General features: G+C 71.9%; 22 protein-coding genes. 11 read left to right on the top strand and 11 right to left on the bottom strand.

Going from position 1 to position 23004, the window contains the following annotated elements:
* Positions 1–29 precede the first annotated feature (29 nt).
* The 3 genes from CG740_RS17975 to CG740_RS17965 all read left to right on the top strand — a co-directional run bounded on the left by CG740_RS17975 (position 30) and on the right by CG740_RS17965 (position 2085).
* On the top strand, positions 30–746 hold the full coding sequence (locus CG740_RS17975; RefSeq protein WP_100576180.1) for a restriction endonuclease: 717 nt from the start codon (positions 30–32) through the stop codon (positions 744–746).
* Positions 747–1045: 299 nt separating this feature from the next.
* A complete protein-coding gene (locus CG740_RS17970) occupies positions 1046–1630 on the top strand; it encodes a PRC-barrel domain-containing protein (protein ID WP_100576179.1) in 585 nt (194 codons plus the stop codon).
* Entirely contained in the window at positions 1630–2085 is a 456-nt protein-coding gene (locus tag CG740_RS17965; protein ID WP_100576178.1) for a PRC-barrel domain-containing protein, read from the top strand. Before CG740_RS17970 ends, CG740_RS17965 begins: the two co-directional genes overlap by 1 nt.
* Positions 2086–2228: 143 nt before the next feature.
* Here CG740_RS17965 and CG740_RS17960 read toward each other — a convergent pair whose 3' ends face one another.
* The 5 genes from CG740_RS17960 to CG740_RS17940 form a co-directional block, all read right to left on the bottom strand.
* Complete coding sequence (locus CG740_RS17960; protein ID WP_100576177.1) at positions 2229–2585, bottom strand: hypothetical protein; 357 nt, start codon at positions 2583–2585, stop codon at positions 2229–2231.
* A 109-nt stretch (positions 2586–2694) separates the two neighbouring features.
* Positions 2695–3372, bottom strand: a complete 678-nt coding sequence (locus CG740_RS17955) for a response regulator transcription factor (RefSeq protein WP_100576176.1) — start codon at positions 3370–3372, stop codon at positions 2695–2697.
* Positions 3369–4580 carry a histidine kinase gene (locus CG740_RS17950; RefSeq protein WP_100576175.1) on the bottom strand — a complete coding sequence of 404 codons (1212 nt, stop codon included), beginning with the start codon at positions 4578–4580 and terminating at the stop codon, positions 3369–3371. The genes CG740_RS17955 and CG740_RS17950 overlap by 4 nt, the downstream gene beginning before the upstream one ends.
* Positions 4581–4582: 2 nt before the next feature.
* Positions 4583–5110, bottom strand: coding sequence for a hypothetical protein (locus CG740_RS17945; protein ID WP_100576174.1), 528 nt, complete (start codon positions 5108–5110; stop codon positions 4583–4585).
* 232 nt (positions 5111–5342) lie between these two features.
* Positions 5343–5960: a DNA polymerase ligase N-terminal domain-containing protein gene (locus tag CG740_RS17940; RefSeq protein ID WP_100576173.1), complete on the bottom strand. Its 618-nt coding sequence runs from the start codon at positions 5958–5960 to the stop codon at positions 5343–5345.
* A 177-nt stretch (positions 5961–6137) separates the two neighbouring features.
* Between CG740_RS17940 and CG740_RS17935 the strand changes: the two genes are divergently transcribed.
* The 5 genes from CG740_RS17935 to CG740_RS17915 all read left to right on the top strand — a co-directional run bounded on the left by CG740_RS17935 (position 6138) and on the right by CG740_RS17915 (position 11382).
* Positions 6138–6374 (top strand): chaplin, encoded by a 237-nt coding sequence (locus CG740_RS17935; RefSeq protein ID WP_376211688.1) that lies wholly within the window; start codon positions 6138–6140, stop codon positions 6372–6374.
* Between the two features lie 237 nt (positions 6375–6611).
* The gene (locus tag CG740_RS17930; protein ID WP_100576171.1) at positions 6612–8027 is read left to right on the top strand and encodes an NAD-dependent succinate-semialdehyde dehydrogenase; all 1416 of its coding nucleotides are present in this window, start codon (positions 6612–6614) and stop codon (positions 8025–8027) included.
* A 183-nt stretch (positions 8028–8210) separates the two neighbouring features.
* Complete coding sequence (locus CG740_RS17925) at positions 8211–9038, top strand: aldo/keto reductase (RefSeq protein WP_100576170.1); 828 nt, start codon at positions 8211–8213, stop codon at positions 9036–9038.
* Between the two features lie 636 nt (positions 9039–9674).
* Positions 9675–10865, top strand: a complete 1191-nt coding sequence (locus CG740_RS17920; RefSeq protein ID WP_100576169.1) for a molybdopterin-dependent oxidoreductase — start codon at positions 9675–9677, stop codon at positions 10863–10865.
* A 19-nt stretch (positions 10866–10884) separates the two neighbouring features.
* Positions 10885–11382 (top strand): hypothetical protein, encoded by a 498-nt coding sequence (locus CG740_RS17915; RefSeq protein WP_100576168.1) that lies wholly within the window; start codon positions 10885–10887, stop codon positions 11380–11382.
* 15 nt (positions 11383–11397) lie between these two features.
* Here the strand turns inward: CG740_RS17915 and CG740_RS17910 are convergent, their stop codons facing one another.
* The 3 genes from CG740_RS17910 to CG740_RS17900 all read right to left on the bottom strand — a co-directional run bounded on the left by CG740_RS17910 (position 11398) and on the right by CG740_RS17900 (position 14191).
* On the bottom strand, positions 11398–11883 hold the full coding sequence (locus tag CG740_RS17910) for a hypothetical protein (protein ID WP_100576167.1): 486 nt from the start codon (positions 11881–11883) through the stop codon (positions 11398–11400).
* Between the two features lie 80 nt (positions 11884–11963).
* Positions 11964–12521 (bottom strand): hypothetical protein, encoded by a 558-nt coding sequence (locus tag CG740_RS17905; RefSeq protein WP_100576166.1) that lies wholly within the window; start codon positions 12519–12521, stop codon positions 11964–11966.
* A 368-nt stretch (positions 12522–12889) separates the two neighbouring features.
* Entirely contained in the window at positions 12890–14191 is a 1302-nt protein-coding gene (locus tag CG740_RS17900; protein ID WP_234376364.1) for a phosphatase PAP2 family protein, read from the bottom strand.
* 329 nt (positions 14192–14520) lie between these two features.
* Between CG740_RS17900 and CG740_RS17895 the strand changes: the two genes are divergently transcribed.
* Both CG740_RS17895 and CG740_RS17890 read left to right on the top strand, forming a co-directional pair.
* Positions 14521–14721, top strand: coding sequence for a DUF6229 family protein (locus tag CG740_RS17895; protein WP_100576164.1), 201 nt, complete (start codon positions 14521–14523; stop codon positions 14719–14721).
* A 244-nt stretch (positions 14722–14965) separates the two neighbouring features.
* Entirely contained in the window at positions 14966–17704 is a 2739-nt protein-coding gene (locus CG740_RS17890; RefSeq protein ID WP_199846492.1) for a type 2 lanthipeptide synthetase LanM family protein, read from the top strand.
* A gap of 35 nt (positions 17705–17739) precedes the next feature.
* Here CG740_RS17890 and CG740_RS17885 read toward each other — a convergent pair whose 3' ends face one another.
* Complete coding sequence (locus tag CG740_RS17885; RefSeq protein WP_100576162.1) at positions 17740–18972, bottom strand: aromatic acid exporter family protein; 1233 nt, start codon at positions 18970–18972, stop codon at positions 17740–17742.
* A gap of 315 nt (positions 18973–19287) precedes the next feature.
* On the opposite strand from CG740_RS17885, the gene CG740_RS17875 reads away from it, so the two are divergent.
* The gene (locus CG740_RS17875) at positions 19288–19809 is read left to right on the top strand and encodes a GNAT family N-acetyltransferase (protein WP_100576160.1); all 522 of its coding nucleotides are present in this window, start codon (positions 19288–19290) and stop codon (positions 19807–19809) included.
* Between the two features lie 73 nt (positions 19810–19882).
* Here the strand turns inward: CG740_RS17875 and CG740_RS17870 are convergent, their stop codons facing one another.
* Both CG740_RS17870 and CG740_RS17865 read right to left on the bottom strand, forming a co-directional pair.
* A complete protein-coding gene (locus CG740_RS17870) occupies positions 19883–20122 on the bottom strand; it encodes a hypothetical protein (protein ID WP_159030322.1) in 240 nt (79 codons plus the stop codon).
* 192 nt (positions 20123–20314) lie between these two features.
* A complete protein-coding gene (locus CG740_RS17865; protein WP_100576158.1) occupies positions 20315–22969 on the bottom strand; it encodes a hypothetical protein in 2655 nt (884 codons plus the stop codon).
* Positions 22970–23004 lie beyond the last annotated feature (35 nt).

The following is a 23004-nucleotide window of genomic DNA, read 5'->3' as shown; positions in this document are numbered from 1 at the left end:
GCCGGCGCCATGTCATAAGGAGACCACCGATGACGATGCCCATCCGCCGTGAAACGGCCGTCATACGGCGGCGCCACCAGAAGTTCAGCCTGCGGAGCACGGCGCTGGGTTTTGGTCTGGTGGCGCTCGTGATCTGGGGCGTCGCCGTGACGTTCAAGTCGGCGGTACGCCCGCACTCGCATCCGGTCGGCACCGTGCTGGCCATGCTCGCCTTCATGTTCCTGGTGGCCGCCGCGGTGCGCAGCAAGTGGCTGCGGCGGGCGGCTCGTAGAGCAACGCTCGAAGCCGCCGTGCCGTCGGGCCCGGTGGTCGCGGACCCCGTTCTGCCGCCCGAGGTCGGCGCCCCGGAAGCCGTGGACTCCGCCGGCATCGACCCGCTGGCCTTCGAGGACGCCGTGTCCGACCTGTGCCGCCGCGACGGCTGCACGGACGTCCAGGTGGTGGGCGGCGCGGGTGACCTCGGCGCGGACGTGGTGGCCACGGCCCCGGACGGGCGCCGGCTCGTCATCCAGTGCAAGTGCTACTCGGCGGGTCACAAGGTGGGCTCGCAGGATCTCCAGCGCTTCGGCGGCACCTGCTACGCGGTGCACGACGCCGAACTCGCCGTCGTGGTCACCACCAGCGAATTCACGGATCCGGCCCTGGAGTACGCCGCCCAGTGCGCCATCCTCTGCTTCGACGGCGACCTCCTGCGCGCCTGGAACGACGGCACGGGCCCCGCTCCCTGGGAACTCTGGCACACCTGAGCCGCCCGATCCTCCCCGGGCGCCCCACCTCGCGGCGGCCGACCTGTCCCCCCACGCGGTGGCCGATGATCTGCAACGTCCCCGCGCTCTTCGCCGGCCCGGTACGGGGTATCCGACAGGCATGAGATGACGAGGAGTTCGGGGAGGTGGCGGGTTGTGGTCTGGTGGGCATGGTTGATCGCCGCGCTGGTCGTGGTGCTCGCGCTGGGCGGGCTGGTACTGGGCACGCAGGCCCGGCGCCGGCGCGGCGGGGTGATCGTGGTGCGCCGGGGCCGGCGTTCCGGGTCCAGGAGGGGTCGATGAACGTACTGATGCTGGCCGGCGAGCTGGCGAAACGCCCTGTGGTCACGCTCGGCGGTGAGGCCGTGGGCCAGGTCAAGGACACCGTCTTCGATGCGGCGGGCGCTCGGATCACCGGCTTCACACTGGCCGGACGCGGTCTGCTCGCCGGTCCCCTGAAGCAGAGCCTCCCCTGGTCGGGGGTGCACTTCCTGGGGCCGGACGCCGTGATGATCCCCTCGACCGACGTACTGGAGGACCGGGCCGCCGTGGTGGCCAGGAGCGAGGCCGGGCACGGTCAGGTCCGGGGCGCGCGGGTACTCACCGACGGCGGACTGGAAGTCGGCACGGTCCTGGACGTGGTGATCGAGGGCGGCGCGGACGGGCGGGTCGTCGGCGTCCACCTCACCACCACCGATGCGCTCGGCAAGAAGGGCCGCAAGGTGTACCTGCCGGCACAGGGCCGGCTCTCCATGACCGGCGACACGCTCGTCGTGCCGGGTCACACCGCCGGACGGTTCACGGAGGACCTCGGCGCCCTGGCCGAGGAACTCCTGCGCGGACCCACCGCGGGCTCGGCGCCGGGGGAGGGGAAGACGCTGTGATGCTGCTCAGTCAGACACTCGGCCGCTCGGTGATCAACGTCGAGGACGCCCAACAGGTCGGTACGGTCGAGGAGTTGGTGATCGACCCGGCCGCTGCCCAGATCGTCGCGATCCGGCTGCGGGGTGCCCGGGACGGCGGCGGCGGAACCGTCGCGTGGCAGGACATCCAGGCGGTCGGGCCGGACGCCGTCATGGTCCATACGGCCCGCACCGCACGGCTCGGCCCGGTCGACGCCGAGGCGCAGCGGGGCCTCGTGGGCAAGCGCGTGCTGACCGAACACGGCGAGGAGATCGGCAAGTTGACCGATGTCGCCTTCGACCCGGTCGACGGCCGAGTGGAGGCCCTGCAAACGGCGCGCGGCCCGATCCCGGGGCACTCGATGCTCGGCGTGGGTGCGTATGCGCTGGTGGTCCGCGTCCAGGCCGCTCCGCCGTCCGGCCCGGTCGCCGACTGAGCCGGGGATCGTTGTGCGCCCGCTTGCGCGGGCGCCCTCTGCTCGGCTCGACACGGCTCGGCACAGAAGCACAGGAGGGGCCAGGACCGGCGTAGCGGTCCTGGCCCCGGCGCTGTGCACCGGACGCCAGGGTCCGGGTCGGTTCAGTGGTCGGAGTAGCTGAAGTCCCCCACGGTCCAGGAACTGACGTCCTCGATCGCCACCCGGTACATGCCGCCCGTCTCCGGGATTCCCACCGTCCCCTGAAGGATCCGGGCGACGTGGAAGTGCAGATGGGTGGGCGGGCCGTCCTGCGTGGCGGCCTCGAAGACGGAGGAGAACTCGCCCAACTGGTCCGAGTCCTTGAGCACGTCCGACACCCTCTGGCGCCACACGGCCTCGGGTGCCAGCCGTCCGGTGATGACAGTCCCGCCGGTGACCACGGTCAGGGACATCTGATTGCTTTGCGCGGATTCGACCAGGGCGGCGACGTTCACGAGCAGTTCGTCAGGCTTCGACATGAGGCAGATTCTATTCACCGGTGGGGCGGCCCTTCCGTGCGGTCGCACCGACCGGTGGCCGGGGGCCGCCCGCGCCCCCCCCGGCAAGCGCCCGGTGGGTCCGTCCGTCTCAGGCCAGTCCGGCCTCTATGGCGCGGCGGACGGCGTCGGCCCGGTCGCGGATGTCCGCCTTGGCGAACAGGTTGTTGATGTGGGTCTTGACCGTGGCCTCGCTGATGAAGAGCCGCTCGGCGATGCCCCGGTTCGGCAGGCCCTGGCCGATCAGCGCCAGCACCTCGCGTTCGCGGCGGGTGAGGTCCGCCGGCAGGGACTGGCCCTGCTGCGGCCCCTGCGCGGGCGCCTTGGTCCTGGCGGTGGCGAGCAGCCGGTCCTGGACCTCGCGGTCGAGCACGGACTGACCGGCGGCGGCGGCCCGGATCGCCCGGGTGATGTCCTGGCGCCCCGCGTTCTTGGTGAGGTAGCCACGCGCCCCGGCGCCGAGCGCGCCCAGGATCGAGTCGTCGTCGGCGAAGGTCGTCAGGACGACCACCGCCACATCGGGGAACTCCTCGCCCAGCCGGCGGGTCGCCTCGATCCCGTCCATCACCGGCATCCGCAGATCCATCAGGACCACGTCCACCGGCCCGGCCGCGACGGCGGCGAGCACCTCACTGCCGTCCGAGGCGGCCGCGACGACCTCGATGTCGTCGGCCAGACCGAGCACGGCGGCCAGCGGCTCGCGCACCGCGGCCTGGTCGTCGGCGACGACGACCCTCAACTGCTTTGATTCGGCGCTCTGTTCACTCATACCGGGATCACTGCCTCCACCTGCCACCCACCTTGATCCGGCCCCTCCGTGATGGGCCCCGCGGTCACGCTTCCGCCCAGCAGGGCCACCCGCTCACGCATTCCGATCAGCCCCATCCCGCTGCCGGCACTCGGGGTCACCTTATGGGGGGCGGGGCCGTTGCGGATCCTCAGTGTGGTCGCCGAGGGGCCGAACGCCAGCTCCATGCCCACCCCTGCGCCCGGGGCGTGCCGCGTGGCATTGGTCAGTGCCTCCTGCGCGATCCTGAGCAGGTTCTGGGTCACCTGGGCCGGCAGCTCACGGACGGTCCCGCTGACGGTGAGGACATCCCGGTGGCCCGACGATTCGACCATCGCGGCCAGGCTCTCCAGGAGCGGCAGCGAGTCCTCGCGGAGCGCGTGCACGGTCCACTGCGCCTGTTTGAGGCTCTCCTTGACGAGGCTGTGGGCCTTGTTGTTGGCCTCCCGGACCCGTTCCAGGTCTCCGGTGTCGAGCAGCGCGTCGGCCAGTTCCAGCTGCATGTTGATGCCGGCCAGCGAGTGTGCGAGAACGTCGTGCACGTCCCGGGCGATCCGGCCGCGCTCGGTCAGCACGGCCGTCTGCGCCTCCGCACGGGCGGCGCGTTCGGCGGACTCGGCGGCGGCGAGGGCCGCTTTCACGGCCTGGCGCTGACTGCGGTTGACGATGCCGACGACGACCGGGGTGCCGGTCGCGAGACCGAGCACCCACGGCAGTACGAGGTGCCCGGGCCCGAGGTGGAAGTACAGGACGCCGCCGCAGAGCAGACTGCAGAACCCGGCGAGCGTGAGCGCCGCCCTGGTGTCGAGCCGGTATCCGAGGTGACCCGCCACGAAGAAGGCGAAGAGGTAACTCGTACCGCTGCTGCTGACGCCGATCAGGGCGGCGGCCGCGATGACGCCGAGCGTCAGCCAGACGAGGGCGAAGCGCCGGGACACCCGGTGTTCGGGCAGGCCCCGGCCCAACAGCGCCGCGCAGTTGACCACGAAGAGGACGGCGACGGCCAGTCCCTGGCCGCTGAGGCCCATCGGCCGGATCGTCAGGACTCCGACGACGATGACCGCGAGGGTGAGTGCCCACTGCGTACGCGGATCCTGTCCGGGAACGGGCCGATGGCCCGCCCCCTGGACGTCGGTCTGCTCAGGGGGCGGGGTGCTGTCGGTGCCGGACACGGGCCGAACATAGCGCACGGTCAGGCCACGCGGTCGAGGACGGGGGCGGGGAGCGGGACTGCCGTACGGGTGCGGCTGCGGAGGTAGATCGTGCCCACCCGGGTGACCACCTCGGTGAGCGCCATCAGTACGAAGGCGGCCACCCAGGCCTGGTCGCTGGTGATGTGGTGCGCGAGGCTGAAACGGGCCACGTCGTCGGCGCCGCCGCCATGCTCGACCCACAGCTGGAAGCCCATGCGCGCTCCCATGCCCACCACCCACAGGATCGCCGAGACCGCGCCCGCCTTGATCATGAGGTGCCCGTCGAGGGCCCGGATCCTGGTGTAGACGCCGCCGGCGACGCCGAGCGCGGCGCCCACGGCCATCAGGGTCGCGATGAGCACCAGGTCGTTCCCCGCGGTGGGGATGGTGCCGAGGTACGAGTACGCCACGAAGCCCACGATGCCCAGCGGGATCAAGAAGGTCTTGGCGTCGAGTCGGCCTTCCCGCAGCTGCCGGAAGACGACGAGGATGAGAGCGATGTCGGTGATCCACTCGGTCGTTGTCATGCCTCAAGACTGCTGCGAGAAGGCCTGTGGCACCTGGACCCATGGGTGGAGATCGGGGGTGGAGATCGACCGTCCCAGCCTTCTCCACCCACCCGGGCCGGTCCTCACGAGAGGGCCGGACGACGGCCGGGGCCGGTCGCGCGGGGCACTCGAACGCCGGGTTTCGGGGGTGCGGGGCGCCGGGCGGCAAGCGAGGAGGCCCGCCGTCGCGTGGGCGAACCCGGTGCGGGGTTCACCGCCCGTCGTGCGCGACCTGTCCGAGGGTGCGCCCGCTGAGCGCGGACCGGGCGCGGGTGGGCTCGGTGCTGCTGCGCGCCGATGCGTGCCGGTCGTCCTCCTTGACCAGCAGCCAGGCCTCGCGGTCCCCCTCCGCCGAGCCGCGGATCCTGGTCAGCGCATAGCCGCCGCGCAGCTTCGTACCGTCCACCCAGAACGAAACATGGCCCTGCCCCAGTGCCTCGGCGAAGGGCACCTCGTGGTGGTGGCGATCGGTGGTCAGGCTTCGGTAGGTGCCCGAGTCCCAGACGATCACGGTTCCCGCGCCGTATCCCTCGCCGATCACGCCCTCGAAGTCGGCGTACGCCATCGGGTGGTCCTCGGTCGGCATCGCGAGCCGCTTGTCACGCGGGTCGCTGGAGGGCCCCTTCGGAACCGCCCAGGACTTCAGGACCCCGTCCACCTCCAGGCGCAAGTCGAAGTGCAGGGTGCTCGCGTCATGGATCTGCACCACGAAGGCCGGCTGCCGGCCCTTGCCGTGGGCGGCCTCCGCCCGAGGCTCCGCGGTCTTCGAGAAGTCGCGCTTGCGGCGGTACTCGCTGAGCCCGTCCTTCGGCTCGCCCTGCTTCGCCATGGTGGGACCCTCCGCGGACCATTTCATACCGGTTTGCGCCTACCCGCCAGCCGGTTCCGGAACCGCCTCTCCCGCTCCGAGGGCGACACGCGACCGGTGTGGTGAATGCGGCTTTTTCGATCATGTGCCGGGGTCTCATATCGGCTCAACGTTCTTTCGATCATGTGGGAGACAGACATGCGTATGCGAACCGCGATTGCCGCCGCCGCCCTCGCCGTGGCCGGTGTCCTGGCCGGCAGTGCCAGTGCCGTCGCCGACGCCGGTGCCCAGGGCGTCGCCGCTCACTCTCCTGGCGTCGCCTCCGGCAACCTCATCCAGATCCCGGTGCACGTGCCGATCAACATCTGCGGCAACACCCTCAGCGTGGCCGGCGCCCTCAACCCGGCCGCCGGCACCACCTGCGTCAACTCCTGACGCGAGCCTCTGGCCGGGTTCCGCGCGTGGGACCCCGCTGAGCCCGTAGCCCTCGACCCCGCTCCGGTGCCGACCGCCTCGTCGGCGCCGGGGCGCGGTCCCGGGCGCTCGTTCCACCGGCTTTGCTCCACGGCGATCCGGGACCGTTTGCGCCTGCGCGACGCGGTTACCCGGGAGAGGGACGGAACGTGCCATTCCGCCGCACTTCCTCCCCCCTTTCACCGTTCTGGAGATTGCATGTCAGACCAGCGCAAGAGCTCGTTCGCGACCGTGAGCCCGGCCACCGGGGAGACCGTCGCGGAATTCGACGCCATCGAGGGCGAAGAAGTCGACGCCCGGCTCGACGTGGCCAACCGTGCGTTCGACGCATGGCGGCAGCGGCCGATCGAAGAGCGGGCCGCCGTCGTCGGCCGGGCCGGCGCCCTGATGCGGGAACGCAAGGAGGAGCTGGCCCAGCTCATCACGCTGGAGATGGGCAAGCTCATCGCGGAGGCGCGCGGGGAGGTGGACCTCGCCGCGTCGATCCTGGAGTACTACGCGGAGAACGGCCCGGCCTTCGCGGCCGCCGAGCCGCTCGACGTCGACGAGGGCGAGGCGTACCTCCTCAGCGAACCCCTCGGCGTCCTGCTGGGTGTCATGCCGTGGAACTTCCCGCTCTACCAGGTGGTCCGCTTCGGGGGCCCCAACCTGGTGCTCGGCAACACCGTGCTGGTCAAGCACGCGGGCATCTGCCCGCAGTCGGCGCTCGCCCTGGAGTCGTTGTTCTTCGACGCGGGCGCTCCCGAAGGCGTCTACACGAACCTGTTCGTGGGCCACGAGGAGATCTCGCGCATCATCGACAGCCCGGTGGTCCGCGGCGCCTCGCTGACCGGCAGCGAGAAGGCGGGTGCGCAGGTCGCCGAGCGGGCTGGGCGGAACATGAAGCCCAGCCTTCTGGAGCTGGGCGGCAGTGATGTGTTCATCGTTCTCGACGGGGAGCGCCTGGAGCGGACCGTCGGCGCCGCGGTGGCCGGCCGGATGGCCAACACCGGGCAGAGCTGTGTGGCCGCGAAGCGCTTCATCGTCCTCGCGGACGTCTACGAGGACTTCGTGGCGGGCCTGCGCCGCGAGTTCGAGGCCCTGCGACCGGGCGACCCCGCCGACGAGTCGACCACCCTGGGCCCGCTCTCCTCCGAGCGGGCGGCCGCGGATCTGGTCGACCAGATCCGCGAGACGGTGGAGCAGGGCGCGGAACTCCTCACCGGGGGTCACCGGATCGACCGTCCGGGCGCCTTCGTCGAGCCCACCATCCTCACCGGCGTCAAGCCGGGGATGCGTGCCTACGCCGAGGAACTCTTCGGCCCGGCCGCGGTGGTCTACCGCGTCGCCGACGAGGACGAGGCCGTCGCGCTGGCCAACGACAGCCAGTACGGCCTCGGCGGGACCGTTTTCTGCGCCGACGTGGAGCGCGGCCGCAAGGTGGCCGAGCGGGTGGAGACCGGCATGGTCTGGGTCAACCACCCGACATCGACCCAGCCCGACCTCCCCTTCGGCGGCATCAAGCGATCCGGCTACGGCCGCGAGCTCTCGAAGCTCGGCATGCGGGAGTTCGTGAACCGGAAGCTGGTCCGCGTCCTGCCGCCCGACGCCGAACTGCGCGGAATCGCCGGCTGACCGGTCGGAGCGACATCGGCGACGTGTGCAGCTCTTACAGCTAGTGCAGCTCGTACTGCCCTAAAGCCCTGCTGCCCTACAGCCGAGCCGTCCGAGCGGCACCCATCAGCGAAGACGCCCGAGCGGCGCACCCACGAGACACCACCGATCGGGCACAACGATCGACGAGATCAGGAGAGCAGCATGACGGCAGTACCCACGATCACCCTCAACAACGGCGTGCGGATCCCGCAGCTCGGCTTCGGGACCTTCCAGATCCCGAAGGACGAGACCCGGGAGACCACGCTCGCCGCGCTGGAGGCCGGCTACCGGCACATCGACACGGCGCAGATGTACGGGAACGAGAAGGAGGTCGGCCAGGCGGTCCGGGACTCCGGGCTCGACCGCGATGACGTCTTCGTGACCAGCAAGCTCAACAACGACGCCCACGCGCACGACGACGCGCTCGCCGCGTTCGACCGCACCATGGAGGAGCTGGGCCTCGACCACCTCGACCTCTTCCTCATCCACTGGCCGCTGCCCGGCAAGGGCGACTTCACCCAGACGTGGAAGGCCATGGAGGAGATCTACGGCTCCGGGCGCGCCAAGGCCATCGGCGTCTCCAACTTCCAGCCCCACCACCTGCGTCGGCTCATGGAGACTGGCGTGGTCGTGCCCGCGGTCAACCAGATCGAGGTGCACCCCTACCTCACCCAGGACGACGTCCGGGCGTTCGGCGCCGAGCACGACATCGCGACGGAGGCCTGGTCGCCCATCGCCCAGGGCAAGGTGCTCGACGACCCGGCCATCAACCGCATCGCCGAGCGCGTGGGCAAGTCCCCGGCGCAGGTCACGCTGCGCTGGCACATCCAGCGCGGCGACATCGTCTTCCCCAAGTCGGTGACGCGGAAGCGCATCGAGGAGAACTTCGACCTCTTCGGCTTCGAACTGACCGAAGGCGACCTCGGCGAGATCTCCGCCCTCAACCGCGACGAGCGGACCGGCCCCGACCCGGACCGCTTCAACGGCTGAAGCATCAACACCCCTTCCGCCAGGGCAGGTTGAGTCGGCAGGTATGGACCCCGCCGGGTCCCACCGGGGGGCCCGGCGCCGGTCGGTGCGAGTGTCCGCGCCCCCTCCGCCGGTTGGGCCGTTCGGCTGTCTCTCCGGCGCGCTGCGGAGTGTCAGCGCGGCTGGGGGAGCCGGGGGCGGAAGTTTCACCCGGAGCGTGCGGCGCTCGGCCGACGCCCGGTGGAACAGGGGACTCCTATGGACGGCGGCCAGAGCGAGCAGCCCCTCCCTGCGGATCCCCACCCCGGGCCGGAGGGCTCCGGCCCGCGGGGCTCCGGCCCGCGGGGCTCCGGCCCGCGGGACTCCGGTCCGCGGGGCTTCGGTGCGACGGGTTCCGGTGTGACGGGTTCCGGTCCGCGGGACCCTGACTCCCAGGATTTCGGCCCCCGGGCATCGGCTCCAGGCGCCTCCGCGCAGGGCGGCACACCGCCGGAAGCCGCCCCGCAAAGTGTCGACGCGCCAACTCCTGGCGATTCCGGGCGAGTTGACGACCGTGGATGGCGACGGCTGCGTACGGCCGTCGCGTCGGGGCCGCCCCCGGGCCCGACGCGGCCGGAGTTCTGGCGCAGTCCCATCCGCGGGCCGTGGCTGACCGCCATGTTCGGTCTGGCCCTGCTGTGCGGGGTGAGCGTCCTGTTCGTGACCGGGCTGCTCTCGTACGCCGCGTACGACCCCGATCTGGCGCGGATCAACGACCAGACCCCGGACAAGGGCCTCCTGGGCTTCTATCTCTTCACCTGGCCCACGTCCCCGCACTGGGGCTACCGGCTCAGTCAAGGTGTACACGTCACGCTCGGGATCGTGCTGATCCCCGTGCTCCTGGGCAAGCTGTGGTCGGTGATCCCCAAGCTCTTCGAGTGGCCGCCCGTGCGCTCGGTCAGCCACGCCGTGGAGCGCCTGTCCCTGCTCCTGCTCGTGGGCGGGGCCGGCTTCGAGTTCGCCACCGGCGTGCTCAACGTGCAGCTGCACTACGTCTTCCCGGGCTCCTTCTACGTCCTGCACTTCTACGGGGCCTGGGTGTTCATCGGCGCGTTCGTCGTGCACGTCGTCTTCCGCCTCAGGCGGGCGGTGATCGCGGTCGTCAAAGGCCCGCGTGCCGAAGAGGGGCACCCGGCACGGCCGCTCGGCGCGGACGGTTCGGGCCTCGTCACGCCGCGTCCGGCCGCACCCACGATGTCCCGGCGTGGCGCTGTGCTGCTGGTGGGCGCGGGGTCGGCCGCACTGCTCGTGGTGACCGTGGGCCAGAGCATCGGCGGATGGCTGCGCGGGACCGCGCTGCTCGCCCCGCACGGGCAGGACCCCGGTACCGGGCCGAACGGCTTCCAGATCAACAAGACCGCGGCCTCGGTCGGGATCCGGCCCAGCGACATCGGCCCCGCCTGGCGCCTGACCGTCCGCGCAGCCGGGCGACAGACCGTACTGACCCGGGACGAGCTGTACGCGCTGCCGAGGCGGACGGCCCGGCTGCCCATCGCCTGCGTGGAGGGCTGGTCCACTCCCGACCAACAGTGGGAGGGCGTACGTCTCGTCGATCTGGCGGCACTGGTGGGCCTGACCCACGACGTGCCGCGGCTGCTCGTCGAGTCGGTGCAGCGCGGCGGATCGTTCAGCTCCGTGGTCCTGGCCGCCAACCAGGTGCGTGACAGCCGCTCGCTCCTCGCCCTTGAGGTCAACGGGGCCGCGCTCTCCCCCGATCACGGCTACCCCGCGCGGGTCATCGTCCCGAACGCCCCCGGGGTCCACAACACCAAGTGGGTCACGCGCCTCACCTTCGGAGAGCCGACGTGAACCGGTTCGGAGAGCTGACGTGAACGGTTTCCGTGCCCGCTACGGCGCCTCCCCGCTGCATCTGGCCCTGGTCCTGTGTTCCTTCGCGCTCGCCGCGTACGCCGGGGTGCGTCTTCTGCACGGCGACACCCTGGGCGTCATCGTCTGGTTCGTCGGCGCGGCGCTGCTGCACGACCTGGTGCTGCTACCGCTCTACTCGACGGCCGACCGCGCTCTCCAACGCCTACTGCCGGCGACTGGCCGACGCGGAGCGCACGAGGCGCGGAACCCGGTGGTGGGTGTCAACCACGTCAGGGTCCCGGCGTTCGTGTCCGGAGTGCTGCTCCTGGTGTGGTGGCCGCTCGTGCTCGGGCACGTCGACGGGTTCACCGCTGCCACCGGGCTGCCGAGCGACGTGTTCCTCGGTCGCTGGCTGCTGGTGACGGCGGGACTCTTCGCCGCATCCGTTCTGTGCGCGCTCGCACGCGTGGTGCGCCACTCCGTCCACGAGCGTCGGCTCCGGGACGGGGCCGAGTGATCCGTCGGCCGGCGGTCAGGTGCTCAGCAGGCGGTTGAAGAAGGAGCGGTACTGCTGGAGGGCGACGCGCAGATCCTCGGTGGCCACCTCCTCGCCGCGGTGCCACTGGCCTTCCAGGTCGCGCTTGTGGGCCGAGAAGGTCGTGGCGAGCGCCTGCATCGTCTCGGCGACCAACTGATCGGCCGCGTTGACGGAGTCCCTGGGGTCGTCGACGAATTGGCTCTGGATCCGCTGCCACCTCGCCCGGAACTCCTCCTGCTCCGCGCCGAGGAGCGGTTCGTCCTCCTCGACCGGCTCCGCTTGCACGCGGCCGTGGCCGGGATCCCGGCCGCCGTTGTCGTCCGGCCGGTCCGCCCGGTCGGCGGTGGCCTCTCCGGGGTACGTCGGCGCGGCCCGGGCGAATCCCGGAGCCTCGTCCTCGGCGTTCTGCTGCCTGGTCGCGGCCAGATCCTCCGTGGACAGCGCGCCCTCGTCGGGTCGGGGCGTCTCCTCGTAGCGCATCGCTTCACTTCCCGTCCGTCATCCCTTGCGGTCGGCGACGGCCGGGCCGGTCGGGCGCTCGGCTGCCACGGGCCGCGCGTTCATGCCGCGCTTCTGCCCGGCCGGTCTCCGTTGTGGAGCAACTCCTCGAACAGCGCGCGATAGTGCACCATCGCGCCCCGCAACTCCTCGGTGGTCGCCTGATGGCGGCTGCTGCGTTCGTTGATGTCGTGGGCCGCGCGGTAGTGCTCCAGGGTTTCTCCGTGCTCGACGGACAGGTCCTTGAGCTGCTGTTCATACCCTTCCGTCGGGTAGCCGCGCTCGCTCATGAGCGTGGTCACCAGCCGGTCGGCATCGTGGACGGCGTCGTCGGGGCGGTCGACGAACTGCTCCTGCACCCGGCCCCAGTCCTGGGCGTAGCGGTCGCGTGCGGCGGCGGGCAGCGGCTTGATGTCCAGGGCGTCATGACGCTCCTGGCGATCACGCAGCTCCTGTTCGGCGGCCCGGTGGCCGTCCTGTTCCGCCACGGTGCGCTCGTACTCCGGGCCGAACCGCTCCTGCAGCTTGCGGCGGCGCATCGAGACCATGCTTGCTGCCACCGCACACGCGATGAGAACCACCACGACGGCGATGATGATGACGAGGACGGTGAGGGACATCGAGTCCTCCGCTCGTTGGCCGAGCCCGTGCAAGGGCCGGTAGGGGCACGGGCCCGCGACATGGGCTGCCGTGCCCGGCAGGGAGGGGCCGTGCCCACCGGCGGGATGATCCCGCCGTCCGCGTGCGGACGATGGTGGACGCGGTCATGGCAGTCGTGGTGGTGCGCGACCGCGATGGCTGTGCGGCAGTGGCCTCCGGCGATGCGGAAGTTCTGCTTCCGTTCTGCCTCCATCGTGCGCCCTGACGCTCCCGGCGACAAGGGCCTCAGTGGCCCGCGGCCCGGCCCGCCTCGGCCCACCTCAGCCGCGCCCGACCGGCCCGGCCCGCCTCGGCCCACCTCAGCCGCGCCCGACCGGATCGGAACGGCTCAGACCGGCTCGGGCTGCGGTTCCGGCCGGAGTGCCGGGGCGGTGCTCGGCGCCGCCCAGGCCCTGGTGGTGCGCAGGTAGCCGTGGATGACCGAGCCCATCGCCAGGAGGACCAGGGGTCCGAACAGCCAGGGGTGGGTGGCCATGTCCACCGGGAGCCAGCGGTACGACACCAGGAGCGCGGCGAAGACCGCCGTGCCATGGGCCACCAGTCGCACCCCCGAGCGGTCCCAGCCGCGGTCGAAGGTGCGCAGGGCCGCCTCGACGGTGAGCGAGAACACCACGCCGGCGACCAGGTCCACGCCATAGTGGTAGCCGAACCCCAGCGTCGCGCTCAACGTGGCGACCAGCCAGAACGTCCCCGCGTAGCGCAGGAGTCGGGGTCCCGTGCGGGTGTGGATGAAGATCGCGGTCGCCCAGGCGGTGTGCAGGCTGGGCATGCAGTTGCGCGGGGTGATGCCGTCGTACGGCACCGGATGGGGCGGCAGTATCGACGGCGGCGTGTGCGGCCACAGGTTGGCCACCGCCCACTCCACACCGCCGGTGCCGGACGCGCCGGGCCCGTACGCGAAGACCGGGCCGACCACCGGGAAGACCATGTAGACGGCCGGCCCGAGAAGGCCGATCAGCAGGAAGGTGCGCACCAGGTGGTGGCGCGGGAAGCGGCGCTCGGCCGCCACCTTGCGCAGCTGGTACAGGGCGACCACGATCGCGGCCACCGCGAGCTGGGCGTAGATGAGGCCGAGGAGGTGGGAGGCGACCGGTCCGACGGCGTCGAGTGCGCGCCCCGCCAGCCATGACGGGTTGCCCAGGGCGTGGTCGGCGGTCGCCACGTACGGGTCGAGCACGGTGGGGCGGGTCTTCGAGGTGATGAGCAGCCAGCTGTCACCGATCTTGCGGCCGGTCACCAGGAGCAGCCCCAGGCCGACGCCCTTCAGGAGCAGTGCCCGTTCCGGGCCGGTGCGGCGGGTGAGCGCGAAGACCGCACAGCCCAGCATCGCCCACAGCGCGCCGTTGCCGAAGAGGTGCCCCTCCTCCACCCGGACGCCGCACGCCCACCGGCCGAGCACGAAGAGGGCGTCGACACCGATCGCGACACCGGCCGCGATGAACCTCTGCCGCCGGCTGAGCACCACCATCATCAGGGCGAGACCGCCGTACAGGGGCCCCGGTTTTGGCGCGAACACCACCTCGCGCACCTGGGTGGTGAGCGGCCCCGGTACACCGGCGGAGCGGCGCGAGACGATCTCCAGGCCGATGAGGAACGCGATCGCCACCACGCCCGCCGCCGTCCACAGCACCACCCGTGGCCGGCGCCAGGGGGCGGACTCGATGATGCGGCGTATTCGCGCGTTGCTCGGTGAAAGTCCAGGTATCAATTGTTTTGCCGATGTGTTGGTTGCCGGAGGGCAGGCTGGGGCGGGCGCATGTCGAGCATCGATCATGCCACCGCCCGATACGGGTGACTTCGCGGGGATCGGGATCCGCTGCGCCGCCGTCCCGGCCGCCAGGTGCGCCGCGCATCTCCGACCCTCCGACTTTGGCTGGATTCGTCGTCTGACGGGTGTCCGAAGATGGCCATACTCGGGGCTGGGCGATCCGTCCCGATCCCTCTGTCCGGAGGCCGCTGATGCCGCAGACCAGTGTTCCCGCAAGCACCGTGCTCAACGCCTGGCTCTCGGGCGCCGAAAGCGCGTACGGCCAGCTCAACCCGGCCGGTCCGCTCTATGTCGGCGGCGCTGCCGCCGAGGCGGGGCTCACCGACTCCAGTGACTCCCTCTACGGCTTCTGCTCCAGCCCGAGCGGTTCGCACGGGAGTTGGTGTTGCTGATCGTGGATGACCGGTGGCGGGCCCTTCGTGGAGCTACGTCCCGCGAGGGGCCCGCCGCTTCACCGACCGCCCGCCTCGCGGGCCCTTCAGGCGCCCCGGGGCGCGCGAACTCGTGGTGGGACGGGGACGGTTGATGGTGAGCGCGGCGGAGCCGGCAACAGCGGACGGGACGCAACACTTCGCTCGGCCCGTAAGGAGTATCGCCCGTCCCTGGCGGGACCAACTGGCAAGCAGATTGGCCGAGTTGACCTCCTTAAGTGCGACGGAACGAGACGTCCTGCTCGAAGCGGGCCACACGGCCCTGCTGCGGTCCCTGCACGCGAAGCTCTCCCGGCTGTTCCTGATCGAACTGCATGCGCTGCGCCTCTCCGGCCCGGGCGCGGATACCGGGTCCGGCGCCGTTTCTGCATCCGGTGCCGGGGCGGGCAGGGCGACCTGGGACGCCTTCATCGAGCAGGCCTGCGCGGACGGCTACCTCGCCGGGCTGAGCGGCCGGTACCCGAACCTCGACGCCCGCATCACGGCCGTGGGACGGCTCGCGGTGGCGGGCACCGCGGACCTCGCCGGGCGGCTCGCCGCGGACCGCGCCCTGCTCGAACCGCTCCTCGGGGCGCCCGCGGGGGAGGTACGGGCCGTCGAGTTCGGGGCGGGCGACTCCCACCAGGGAGGTCTGACGGTGAGCCGGGTCGACTTCGCCGGCGGCACCGTGATGTACAAGCCCCGCCCGTCCGAGGCCGATGTGGCGCTGGGCGCGCTCCTGGAGGACCTGTTCCAGGACCTCCCCGGGGCCCCGGCGCCGGACCGCCGGATCCGGGTACCCGGAACACTGGCTCGCGACGGCTACGGCTGGGCCGAGTTCATCCGCCACCGCTACTGCGCGGACGAGGCCGAACTGGCCGCGTTCTACCGCAACCTCGGGCACTGGCTCGCCGTCCTCCGGTTCACCGGCGGCACCGACATGCACGCCGAGAACATGATCGCGGCAGGGCCGGTGCCGGTGATCGTGGACGCCGAGACGCTCTTCGACGCCCCCGCCCCCTTCCCGCCCAGCGGCCGGGGCGACGCGGTGGACGCGGCCGCGGCGGCCATCCGCCGCACCGTACTGCGCACCGGCCTCCTTCCCGTGCGCGGCACCGGCTTCGCGCTCGGCGGCGTCGACATCTCCGGGATCGGCGCGCTCCCCGGGCAGCAGCCGCTGATCCCGCACCCGGTGATCGCCGACGGAGGGACCGCCGCGGCCCGCTTCGAGGTCGACCTGGTGGCCATGCCCGTCGCGGGCAACCACCCCGCCGCCACTCCGGTCCTGAGCACCTACTGGGACCGGGTGCTCGCCGGCTTCCGCGAGATGACCGCGCACCTGCGGCGGCCCGGTCTCGACCCGCACCGTCTCCTCGCCCGCTTCGAAGGGACCCGGGCCCGGCGGATCCTGCGCCCCACCCAGGCCTACGTCGACATCGGCCGCATGCTGTGGCACCCGGCCTCGCTGCACGACGAGCCGGCGGCCATCGAGCGCGCCCGGGACATCCTGCGGCGCAACGCCGACGCGCTGCCCGGCGCGCCGACCGACCGCGTGACCATCGACGGCGAGATAGCCGACCTGCTGGTGGGCGATGTGCCGATGTTCGGCTTCACGGTCGACGCCCCGGCCGTGCGCGCCACCGTGGCGGACTGGCGCGGCGCGGACCTCGCCTTCGAGGAGTCGGTGATCCAGGACGCGCTGGTCGGGGCGTACCTGAACGAACGCTCGCTGCCCGCCCGAGTGCAGGCGGCGGCCCACGATCCACATGCCCGTGACCGGGAGCGCCGGCGCCGTGCGCTGGCCGCGCAGATGGTGCGCAGGCTGTGCGACGGCGCGGTGCGCGGCGAGGACGGCACGGTCACCTGGATCAGCCCCGTCTTCACCCCGGCCGGCTGGTCGATCCGGGTGCTGCCCGCCGACCTCTACACCGGGCAGGGCGGAGTGGCGCTCACCCTGGCCGAGTACGACCGCGAGGTGCGGGCCGGGCGGGCCGAGCAAGTCCCGGGCGTACGCGAGACGTTCGAGGGCGCCCTGCGCGTACTGATCGGCACCGAGGACCGTACGCCCACGCCGTCGGCCGGAGCCTTCAGCGGCGCGGCCTCACAGGTATGGACGTGGCTGGCGCTGCACCGGGTACGCGGCGAGGACTGGTTGCTGAGGCGGGCCGCCGAGCGGGCCCTGCTGCTCACCGCTGGGCCACTGGTCGACGAGGACGTGGAGGTGGACCTCCTCAACGGCGCCGCAGGCGCGATCGTCCCGCTGCTCGACCTCGCCACCGTGACCGGGCGGGCCCGCTGGCTGGACGCCGCGGCGCACATCGGCCGCCGCCTCGCCAAGTCGGGAGTGTCCGACGCCGGGGGAGTGCGGTGGCCGACCCGGCTCAATCCGGAGGGCATAGGCGGCTTCGCCCACGGCGCCACCGGCATCGGCTGGGCCCTGACCCGGCTCGCGCTCTCGCAGGCGGGCTCGGCGGCCGAACGCGCCGACTGGAGCCGCCTCGGCGAGCGCGCCTTCGCGTTCCAGGAGTCCCTCTACCGTCCCGTCGAAGGCAACTGGCTCGATGTGCGCATCGGCGCCGAGGAGGACTTCTTCACCAGCTGGTGCCACGGCAGCGCGGGCATCGGCATCGGCATGCTGGACCTCCACCGCCGCACCGGCGACCCGGCCCATCTCGACATGGCCCGGCGGGCCGCGGGTGCGTGCGCCGCGGAGGGCTTCGGGTGGAGCCACACCCTGTGCCACGGCGACCTGGGCCTGTGGGAGTTCCTCACGTCCATCGGATCGGGAGCCCCCGAGGACCTCGACGCCGAGATCCTCACCGGCCTCGAACAGCGCGGCCCGGTCGGTGGTCTCGCCCGTGAGGCGTTCTCGCCGAGCCTGATGTCCGGTCTGGCCGGCGTCCTCCACACCCTGCTCCGCATGCATCCCGACGCCGACCTGCCCAACCCGCTGCTGCTCGATTGAAGGGGGGATCCGAAGGCCGCGCCGGCCGTCGCGCGTCAGGGCCGCCGGTCCTCGGGTCCCGCAAGGCGCAGGGCCTGCTGGGCCCGGCCGCGGATCCGGCGCAGGACGTGCCACCGCTGCCGCTGTTCCCGCGACAGCCGGTCCAGCTCCTCGACCAGGCGCTGGGACCGCTTCTCCACGTCGAGTTCGTCGAGGATCCGGTCGACCTCGGCGAGCAGCGCCCCGTGCAGCTGCCACTGCCGGGGGTGCCGCTGCACCTCGGCGAGCAGCAGGTCGGCGACCCGGTCCCGGCTGGCCCGGCCCGCCGTCAACTCGTCCGTCAGCCGCCGCTCCGCCTCCTCGGCGTTGGCGCTGACCTGGGTGGTGATGAGGACCGCGAAGCTCTCGATGGCGCGGGCGAGATGCTCGAAGACGTCCCGCAGCGCGAGCCCCACGTCCGGGTCGAAGAGATGCTCCTGGGTGCGCTCCTTGGCGAGGTCCGTGAGCGAGCGGCACACCACCCGCAGCACCACCGCCGAGATCTCCAGGGTGTCGAGACCGGTGCGCAGCACTACGCGCGACAGCAGCCCCTCCTTGACGCGCGGGTTGAGCCTGAGACTGTCCTCGGCCTGCCGCAGGGAGGCGTCCACCTGGGCGATGTCATGGTCGAGCCGTCGGGCCTCGTGCAGCCGGGCGGCCGCCTGTGCCACGGGGGTGTGCCCACCGACCTCGTCCCCGAGGTCCACCAGCAGCCGCCGCATGCGCGCGGCCAGCTCCTCGATGGCACCTCCCGCGGAATCCACCCACACCGGAGGCGCGAGCAGCATGTTGAACAACATCCCGACGCCCGCGCCGATCAGTGTCTCCAGAACGCGGTCCCAGGCGGTCGCCGAGACCCGGGTCACACCGAGGACGAGCATCGCGCTGATGGCCACTTCGGGAACGAACTCACCGACCTTGACGAACCGTCCGACCACCAGGGCCGCCAGGATGATCAGCCCGAGGCTCCACCAGGTGAGGCCCACGAGCGAGCTGAACCCGACGGCGAGCAGCACGCCGACCACGACGGAGTTCACCCTGCGCACGGCGGTCACGAGCGTGGTGTAGAGGGTGACCTGCACGACGAGCAAGGCGGTCAGGGGGGCGGTGAGGGGCGCGGGCTCGCTGCTCAAGTGCAGGGCCACGACGTAGGAGATGACCGCCGCGGCGGTGGATCGCAGGGTCTGCACCACCGCGGGCTCACGACGGCGGCGCGCGAAATCAAACAGAGGATCAGTGAACTCCCACACCTCCCACCCCTTCCCCCTCAGTGGAATTCACACGCAGCGGCGTACGGCACCTGGGCGCCCGGCCCCTCGCCCGCGGGTGGCAGAGTGCGCGGAAACCGGAGTGCGCCGGTTCACGGGGCTCTGGGACCATGCCGTGATGGTCCGCCCTCTCGAACCCCTGGTCGTCCGGCACCCCCTCCGTCTTCCCGCTCCCCGCGGAGCCGCCGGGCAAGGCGGCGTCGCCGCGCGTGAGCACCTCACGGCATCCTGGCGTCCGTCGTTTCGGATCCCGTCCCGAAACGTCAGGGCTGTCCGGCCGCGGGCCAAGGGGGCGTGATGGTGCACGTGCGGAAGATGAGTGAGGCCGATGTCGAGGCCGTCTCGGCGATCCGGGTGCGCGGCTGGCAGACCGCGTACGCCGGGATCCTTCCCGGGTCCTACCTGGAGGCGATGACGGTCGAGAGCGACGCCGACCAGCGGCGGCAGTGGTTCTCGCTGCCGCATCGGCAGTCGGTCGACCTCGTCGCGGTCGACGCGGGTGTCCCGGTGGGGTGGATCAACTACGGGCCGTTCCGGAGCGGGGAGTCCGGCGAGCCCGGTGTCCGGACCGGGGAGATCAACGCGTTGTACGTCCGCCCGGACCTCACCGGCCGGGGGATCGGCCGAGCGCTGCTCGGCGAGGCACACGCGCGGTTGCGCAGCCAGGAGTACCGGGCCGCGGTCCTGTGGGTGCTCGACGGCAACCGGGGCGCCCGGCGCTTCTACGAGCGGGCCGGCTACCGGGCGGACGGGCCCACGCAGACCGAGGTGTACGACGGCCTTGCCGTCGCCGAACTCCGCTACCGGCACGGGTGGTAGGACGGCCCGTGGGCCGGTGCGGCCGACAGCGGTGTCGGCCGCACCGGCCCGACAGCGGGCCCGCCAGGAGCGGTTAGAACCCGTTCAGCCGGTGGTGGAAGCCACGGCCGGGGTACATGCCCTCCCACTGGGAGTGCATGCAGCCGGAGCCCCAGGCGGCGTGGCCGCCGCCCGCGCCGGCGAACGAGCCGCAGGCGCTGTTCTCGCCGCGGGAGTGGTGGTCGTCCCGGTCGTGGGCCAGGGCGGTGCCGGTGCTGCCGAGGACCGCGGCGATGGCGAGAGCGCCGGCGGCGAGGGTGGTGCGCATACGCATGTCTGCTCCTGTCTGGGCGATGGGGAGGGGAACGGGGTGATCAGTCCCCGGTGCCCGCAGGTCGCGAAACCTGTGTCACCCGACCGCCGACACGAGCTGACCCCGGGCCGGCGCCGGCCCCTGACGCACGCACACACCGCCCGGTCGCGCACGTGAGGGGCGCCGGTCGCCTCCTGCCGACGGACCTGGGCGTCAGCTGCCCGGAGGCTGTTCGGGGTGGGCCGGCACGACGCAGTTGTCGTCGTGGCCCGGCGCGTGCCCGGTCGGCCAGGCCACGCCCTCGAACACCAGCTTTCGCGAGCCCGGATCCAGGCGCACCACCGACAGCGCCTTGTTGTACGGGTTTCCCGCGTTCGTCAGGCAGATCCAGCCGCCGGCGCCCCGCACCCGCAGGTCGGAGTTGAGCTTGCCCAGGTCCCTGACCACGCGGTCGGCCGTCGGTACCTCAAGGCCACTGGTGTGGACCGCACGCGCCAGCGCGCGGCTCGCCGTCAGGACGACGTCGTAGGTGACGACGGTCCGCCCGTCGTCGAGGTCCACCGGCCCGATGGGCCCCGACTGGTCCGCGATGCCCCGGCGCAGGGCGTTCATCGAGTCCTGCGCCTCCCGCAGGTACAGCGGAGGGTCCTGCCCCCGCGTCTTCGGGTCGCTCTGCCACTTGGCCAGCTCGGTGCGCCAGGCGTCGGGGTGCGCCGGGGCGGCGTAGCGGATGCTGACGGACGGCTTGCCCGAGCCCGGGTCGCCCCGCAACAGGGCCCGGTCGTGGTCGTCCAGGCGCTCGTCGAGGGTGGTGGCATCGGACCCGGTGATCACGGTGTACGACGGCTTCTCACGGCAGTACGTGGTGGCCAGCTTCTCCACGAAGAGCTTGAGGTGGAAGGCGCGCCCGGCGAAGTAGACGACGTGGGTGTTGGAGCGGCAGATGTTCCCCGCGAAGTCCTCGAACTCGTTCGGCGTGACACCCGCCTCCTCGACGCCGGGGGACTCGAAGCGCATGTCCTGCACTCCGCCGCCGCCTTCCTTCTTCCTCGCCTCCGCGAACGCGTCCCGCAGCGACCGGTCGTAGTCGTCGCCCGGCCGTTCGTCGGCGACCAAAGCGGTCTCCGATCCGGCCAGTTGGGGATCGAACGCGAGCAGTGCCCGCGCCTGTTCACGGGAGGTCGACACCACACGGGCGAGCCCCGGGTACGGAACGGTGTCCGTGCCCTCGGGGTTGGCGAAGTCGTCGGCGGTCACGACGCTGGCCACCGCCGGGAGGTGCAGCGTGTTGGTCACGTACGTGAGGGCTTCCTTGGTCTTGTCCAGGCTCAGATTGAAGCCCACCACCACCCTCAAGTCCGGTTCCCGCGAGGTGAGTTGATCGACCGTTCCGCGCCAGCGGTCGTACCCCTCGCCCGGGTTGGCGAGAACGAGCCGGATGGCGGGTTTCACCGAATCGGCGCCGTTCGCCGCCATCTGCGCGAGATACGCGCCCTGTACCTCGCTGAGGATCTGCCGCCGCACGGCGGGGCTGGCGGACTGCATCGGGATCAGCAGGGCCACGGTCGCGTGCTTGCGGCCCTCGACCGCCTTGTTCTGCTCGGCGATGCGCGCGAACACCTCCGGCATTCCTTTGACATCGGGCATGAACACTCCGGTCCCGTCGGAGACGCCCACGCATTCGCCCCCGTGGATCTCCAGTCCCTTGCCGCAGCCGGCCGGTTCGCGGAAGAACGAGACATAAGCACCGAGTCCCGCGGCGAGGAGCGCCACCGCCGTGACCGTAGCGGTCGCCGGGCCCAGGAGCCGCAGGGCCGGCCGGGGACCGGGCGCGGCGGCTTCGTCCAGGACGACTTGGACGAGCAGGCTCGGCAGCGGTTCGTTCCCGCCGCGCGCTCGCGACTCCGCCACCTCCCTGCCCTCCCGGAACCGGCGCGGGATCTCCTCGGCGAGGCAGTCCGCCGGCACCGCGGGCCGTCCGCCCATCACCGGGTCCGCCCCGCTCGGCCGCGACGTGGTGACGACCACCGGGTGCACCCGCAGGTCCCGGGCCGCGCCGCCGTACGCCTCCAGGATCCTGTCGCGGATGATCCGCCGCGCCCGTACGGTGTCCACGTCCGGCAGGAGAATGATGGGCCGGCGGGTCCGGTTGAGGCGCCGCAGCACGCCGTAGTGTGCGGCCACATCGGCCAGCAGCGCCTCGACGAGCAGCCGTTGCTTCTCGTGCGCGGGCCCGGCACGCCGGCCGTCCAGTTCCTCGCAGACCGCTTCGAAGGTGCGCAGGCCCGGGAACATCACCGTGCGGAACCAGCGCTTGGTTCGGAGCCACGGGAACCTCAGAGCGTGGGCGATCTTCAGCAACAGGCCCAGCAGACCGCCCAGTTGCTGGGTGACGTACGGGTCCTGGACCAGCGGATCGAGCCGGGCGCGGGCCTGCGGCATGGTGTGCCGGCGCTCCTGCGCGATCGCTTCCTCGATCTGGCGCTTCAGTGCGCCCATCCGCCGGGCGCGGGAATGGTCGGGCGTCGGTTCCCAGTCGTACAGCGCGGTGCGGGCGGCCGCGAAGCGGGGGAAGACGATCGGCAGCCCGCGGGCCACGATGCCGCCGAAGCCGCAGCCCTCGACGATGGCCTGCAACTGATCGAGGACCTGTCGCTCCGATGCGTGCTCCGGATCGACATCGCTCGGATGGTTCACCGGCACGATGCCGCGACAGTCCGTGAGCAGTTGGGCGAGCCACTGCCGTAAGGGATCGCTCCCGCCCTCGATCTGCAACACCAGTGCCCCGGCGCCCCGTTCGAAGCGCACCCTCTTGCGGGCGAACCTCTCCCTGAACGTGAGTTGCCCAATGACCGCGTCCAGTCGCACCCTTGCTCCCCGTTGCCGTGGTCCTGGCGTTGGCC

Source organism: Streptomyces sp. CB01201 (assembly GCF_002803085.1).
Classification (GTDB): Bacteria; Actinomycetota; Actinomycetes; order Streptomycetales; family Streptomycetaceae; genus Streptomyces; species Streptomyces hundungensis.
Note: the sequence above shows the minus strand (reverse complement) of the source record. Positions and strands in the feature narration are given on the sequence as shown.

Coding starts and splice junctions, on each gene's coding strand:
- CG740_RS17905 (WP_100576166.1), bottom strand. CDS start 12,521: ATGTCCCTCACCGTCCTCGTCATCATCATCGCCGTCGTGGTGGTTCTC.
- CG740_RS17975 (WP_100576180.1), top strand. CDS start 30: ATGACGATGCCCATCCGCCGTGAAACGGCCGTCATACGGCGGCGCCAC.
- CG740_RS17920 (WP_100576169.1), top strand. CDS start 9,675: ATGTTCGGTCTGGCCCTGCTGTGCGGGGTGAGCGTCCTGTTCGTGACC.
- CG740_RS17965 (WP_100576178.1), top strand. CDS start 1,630: ATGCTGCTCAGTCAGACACTCGGCCGCTCGGTGATCAACGTCGAGGAC.
- CG740_RS17910 (WP_100576167.1), bottom strand. CDS start 11,883: ATGCGCTACGAGGAGACGCCCCGACCCGACGAGGGCGCGCTGTCCACG.
- CG740_RS17970 (WP_100576179.1), top strand. CDS start 1,046: ATGAACGTACTGATGCTGGCCGGCGAGCTGGCGAAACGCCCTGTGGTC.
- CG740_RS17960 (WP_100576177.1), bottom strand. CDS start 2,585: ATGTCGAAGCCTGACGAACTGCTCGTGAACGTCGCCGCCCTGGTCGAA.
- CG740_RS17945 (WP_100576174.1), bottom strand. CDS start 5,110: ATGACAACGACCGAGTGGATCACCGACATCGCTCTCATCCTCGTCGTC.
- CG740_RS17930 (WP_100576171.1), top strand. CDS start 6,612: ATGTCAGACCAGCGCAAGAGCTCGTTCGCGACCGTGAGCCCGGCCACC.
- CG740_RS17940 (WP_100576173.1), bottom strand. CDS start 5,960: ATGGCGAAGCAGGGCGAGCCGAAGGACGGGCTCAGCGAGTACCGCCGC.
- CG740_RS17925 (WP_100576170.1), top strand. CDS start 8,211: ATGACGGCAGTACCCACGATCACCCTCAACAACGGCGTGCGGATCCCG.
- CG740_RS17955 (WP_100576176.1), bottom strand. CDS start 3,372: ATGAGTGAACAGAGCGCCGAATCAAAGCAGTTGAGGGTCGTCGTCGCC.
- CG740_RS17895 (WP_100576164.1), top strand. CDS start 14,521: ATGCCGCAGACCAGTGTTCCCGCAAGCACCGTGCTCAACGCCTGGCTC.
- CG740_RS17935 (WP_376211688.1), top strand. CDS start 6,138: ATGCGTATGCGAACCGCGATTGCCGCCGCCGCCCTCGCCGTGGCCGGT.
- CG740_RS17870 (WP_159030322.1), bottom strand. CDS start 20,122: ATGCGTATGCGCACCACCCTCGCCGCCGGCGCTCTCGCCATCGCCGCG.
- CG740_RS17875 (WP_100576160.1), top strand. CDS start 19,288: ATGGTGCACGTGCGGAAGATGAGTGAGGCCGATGTCGAGGCCGTCTCG.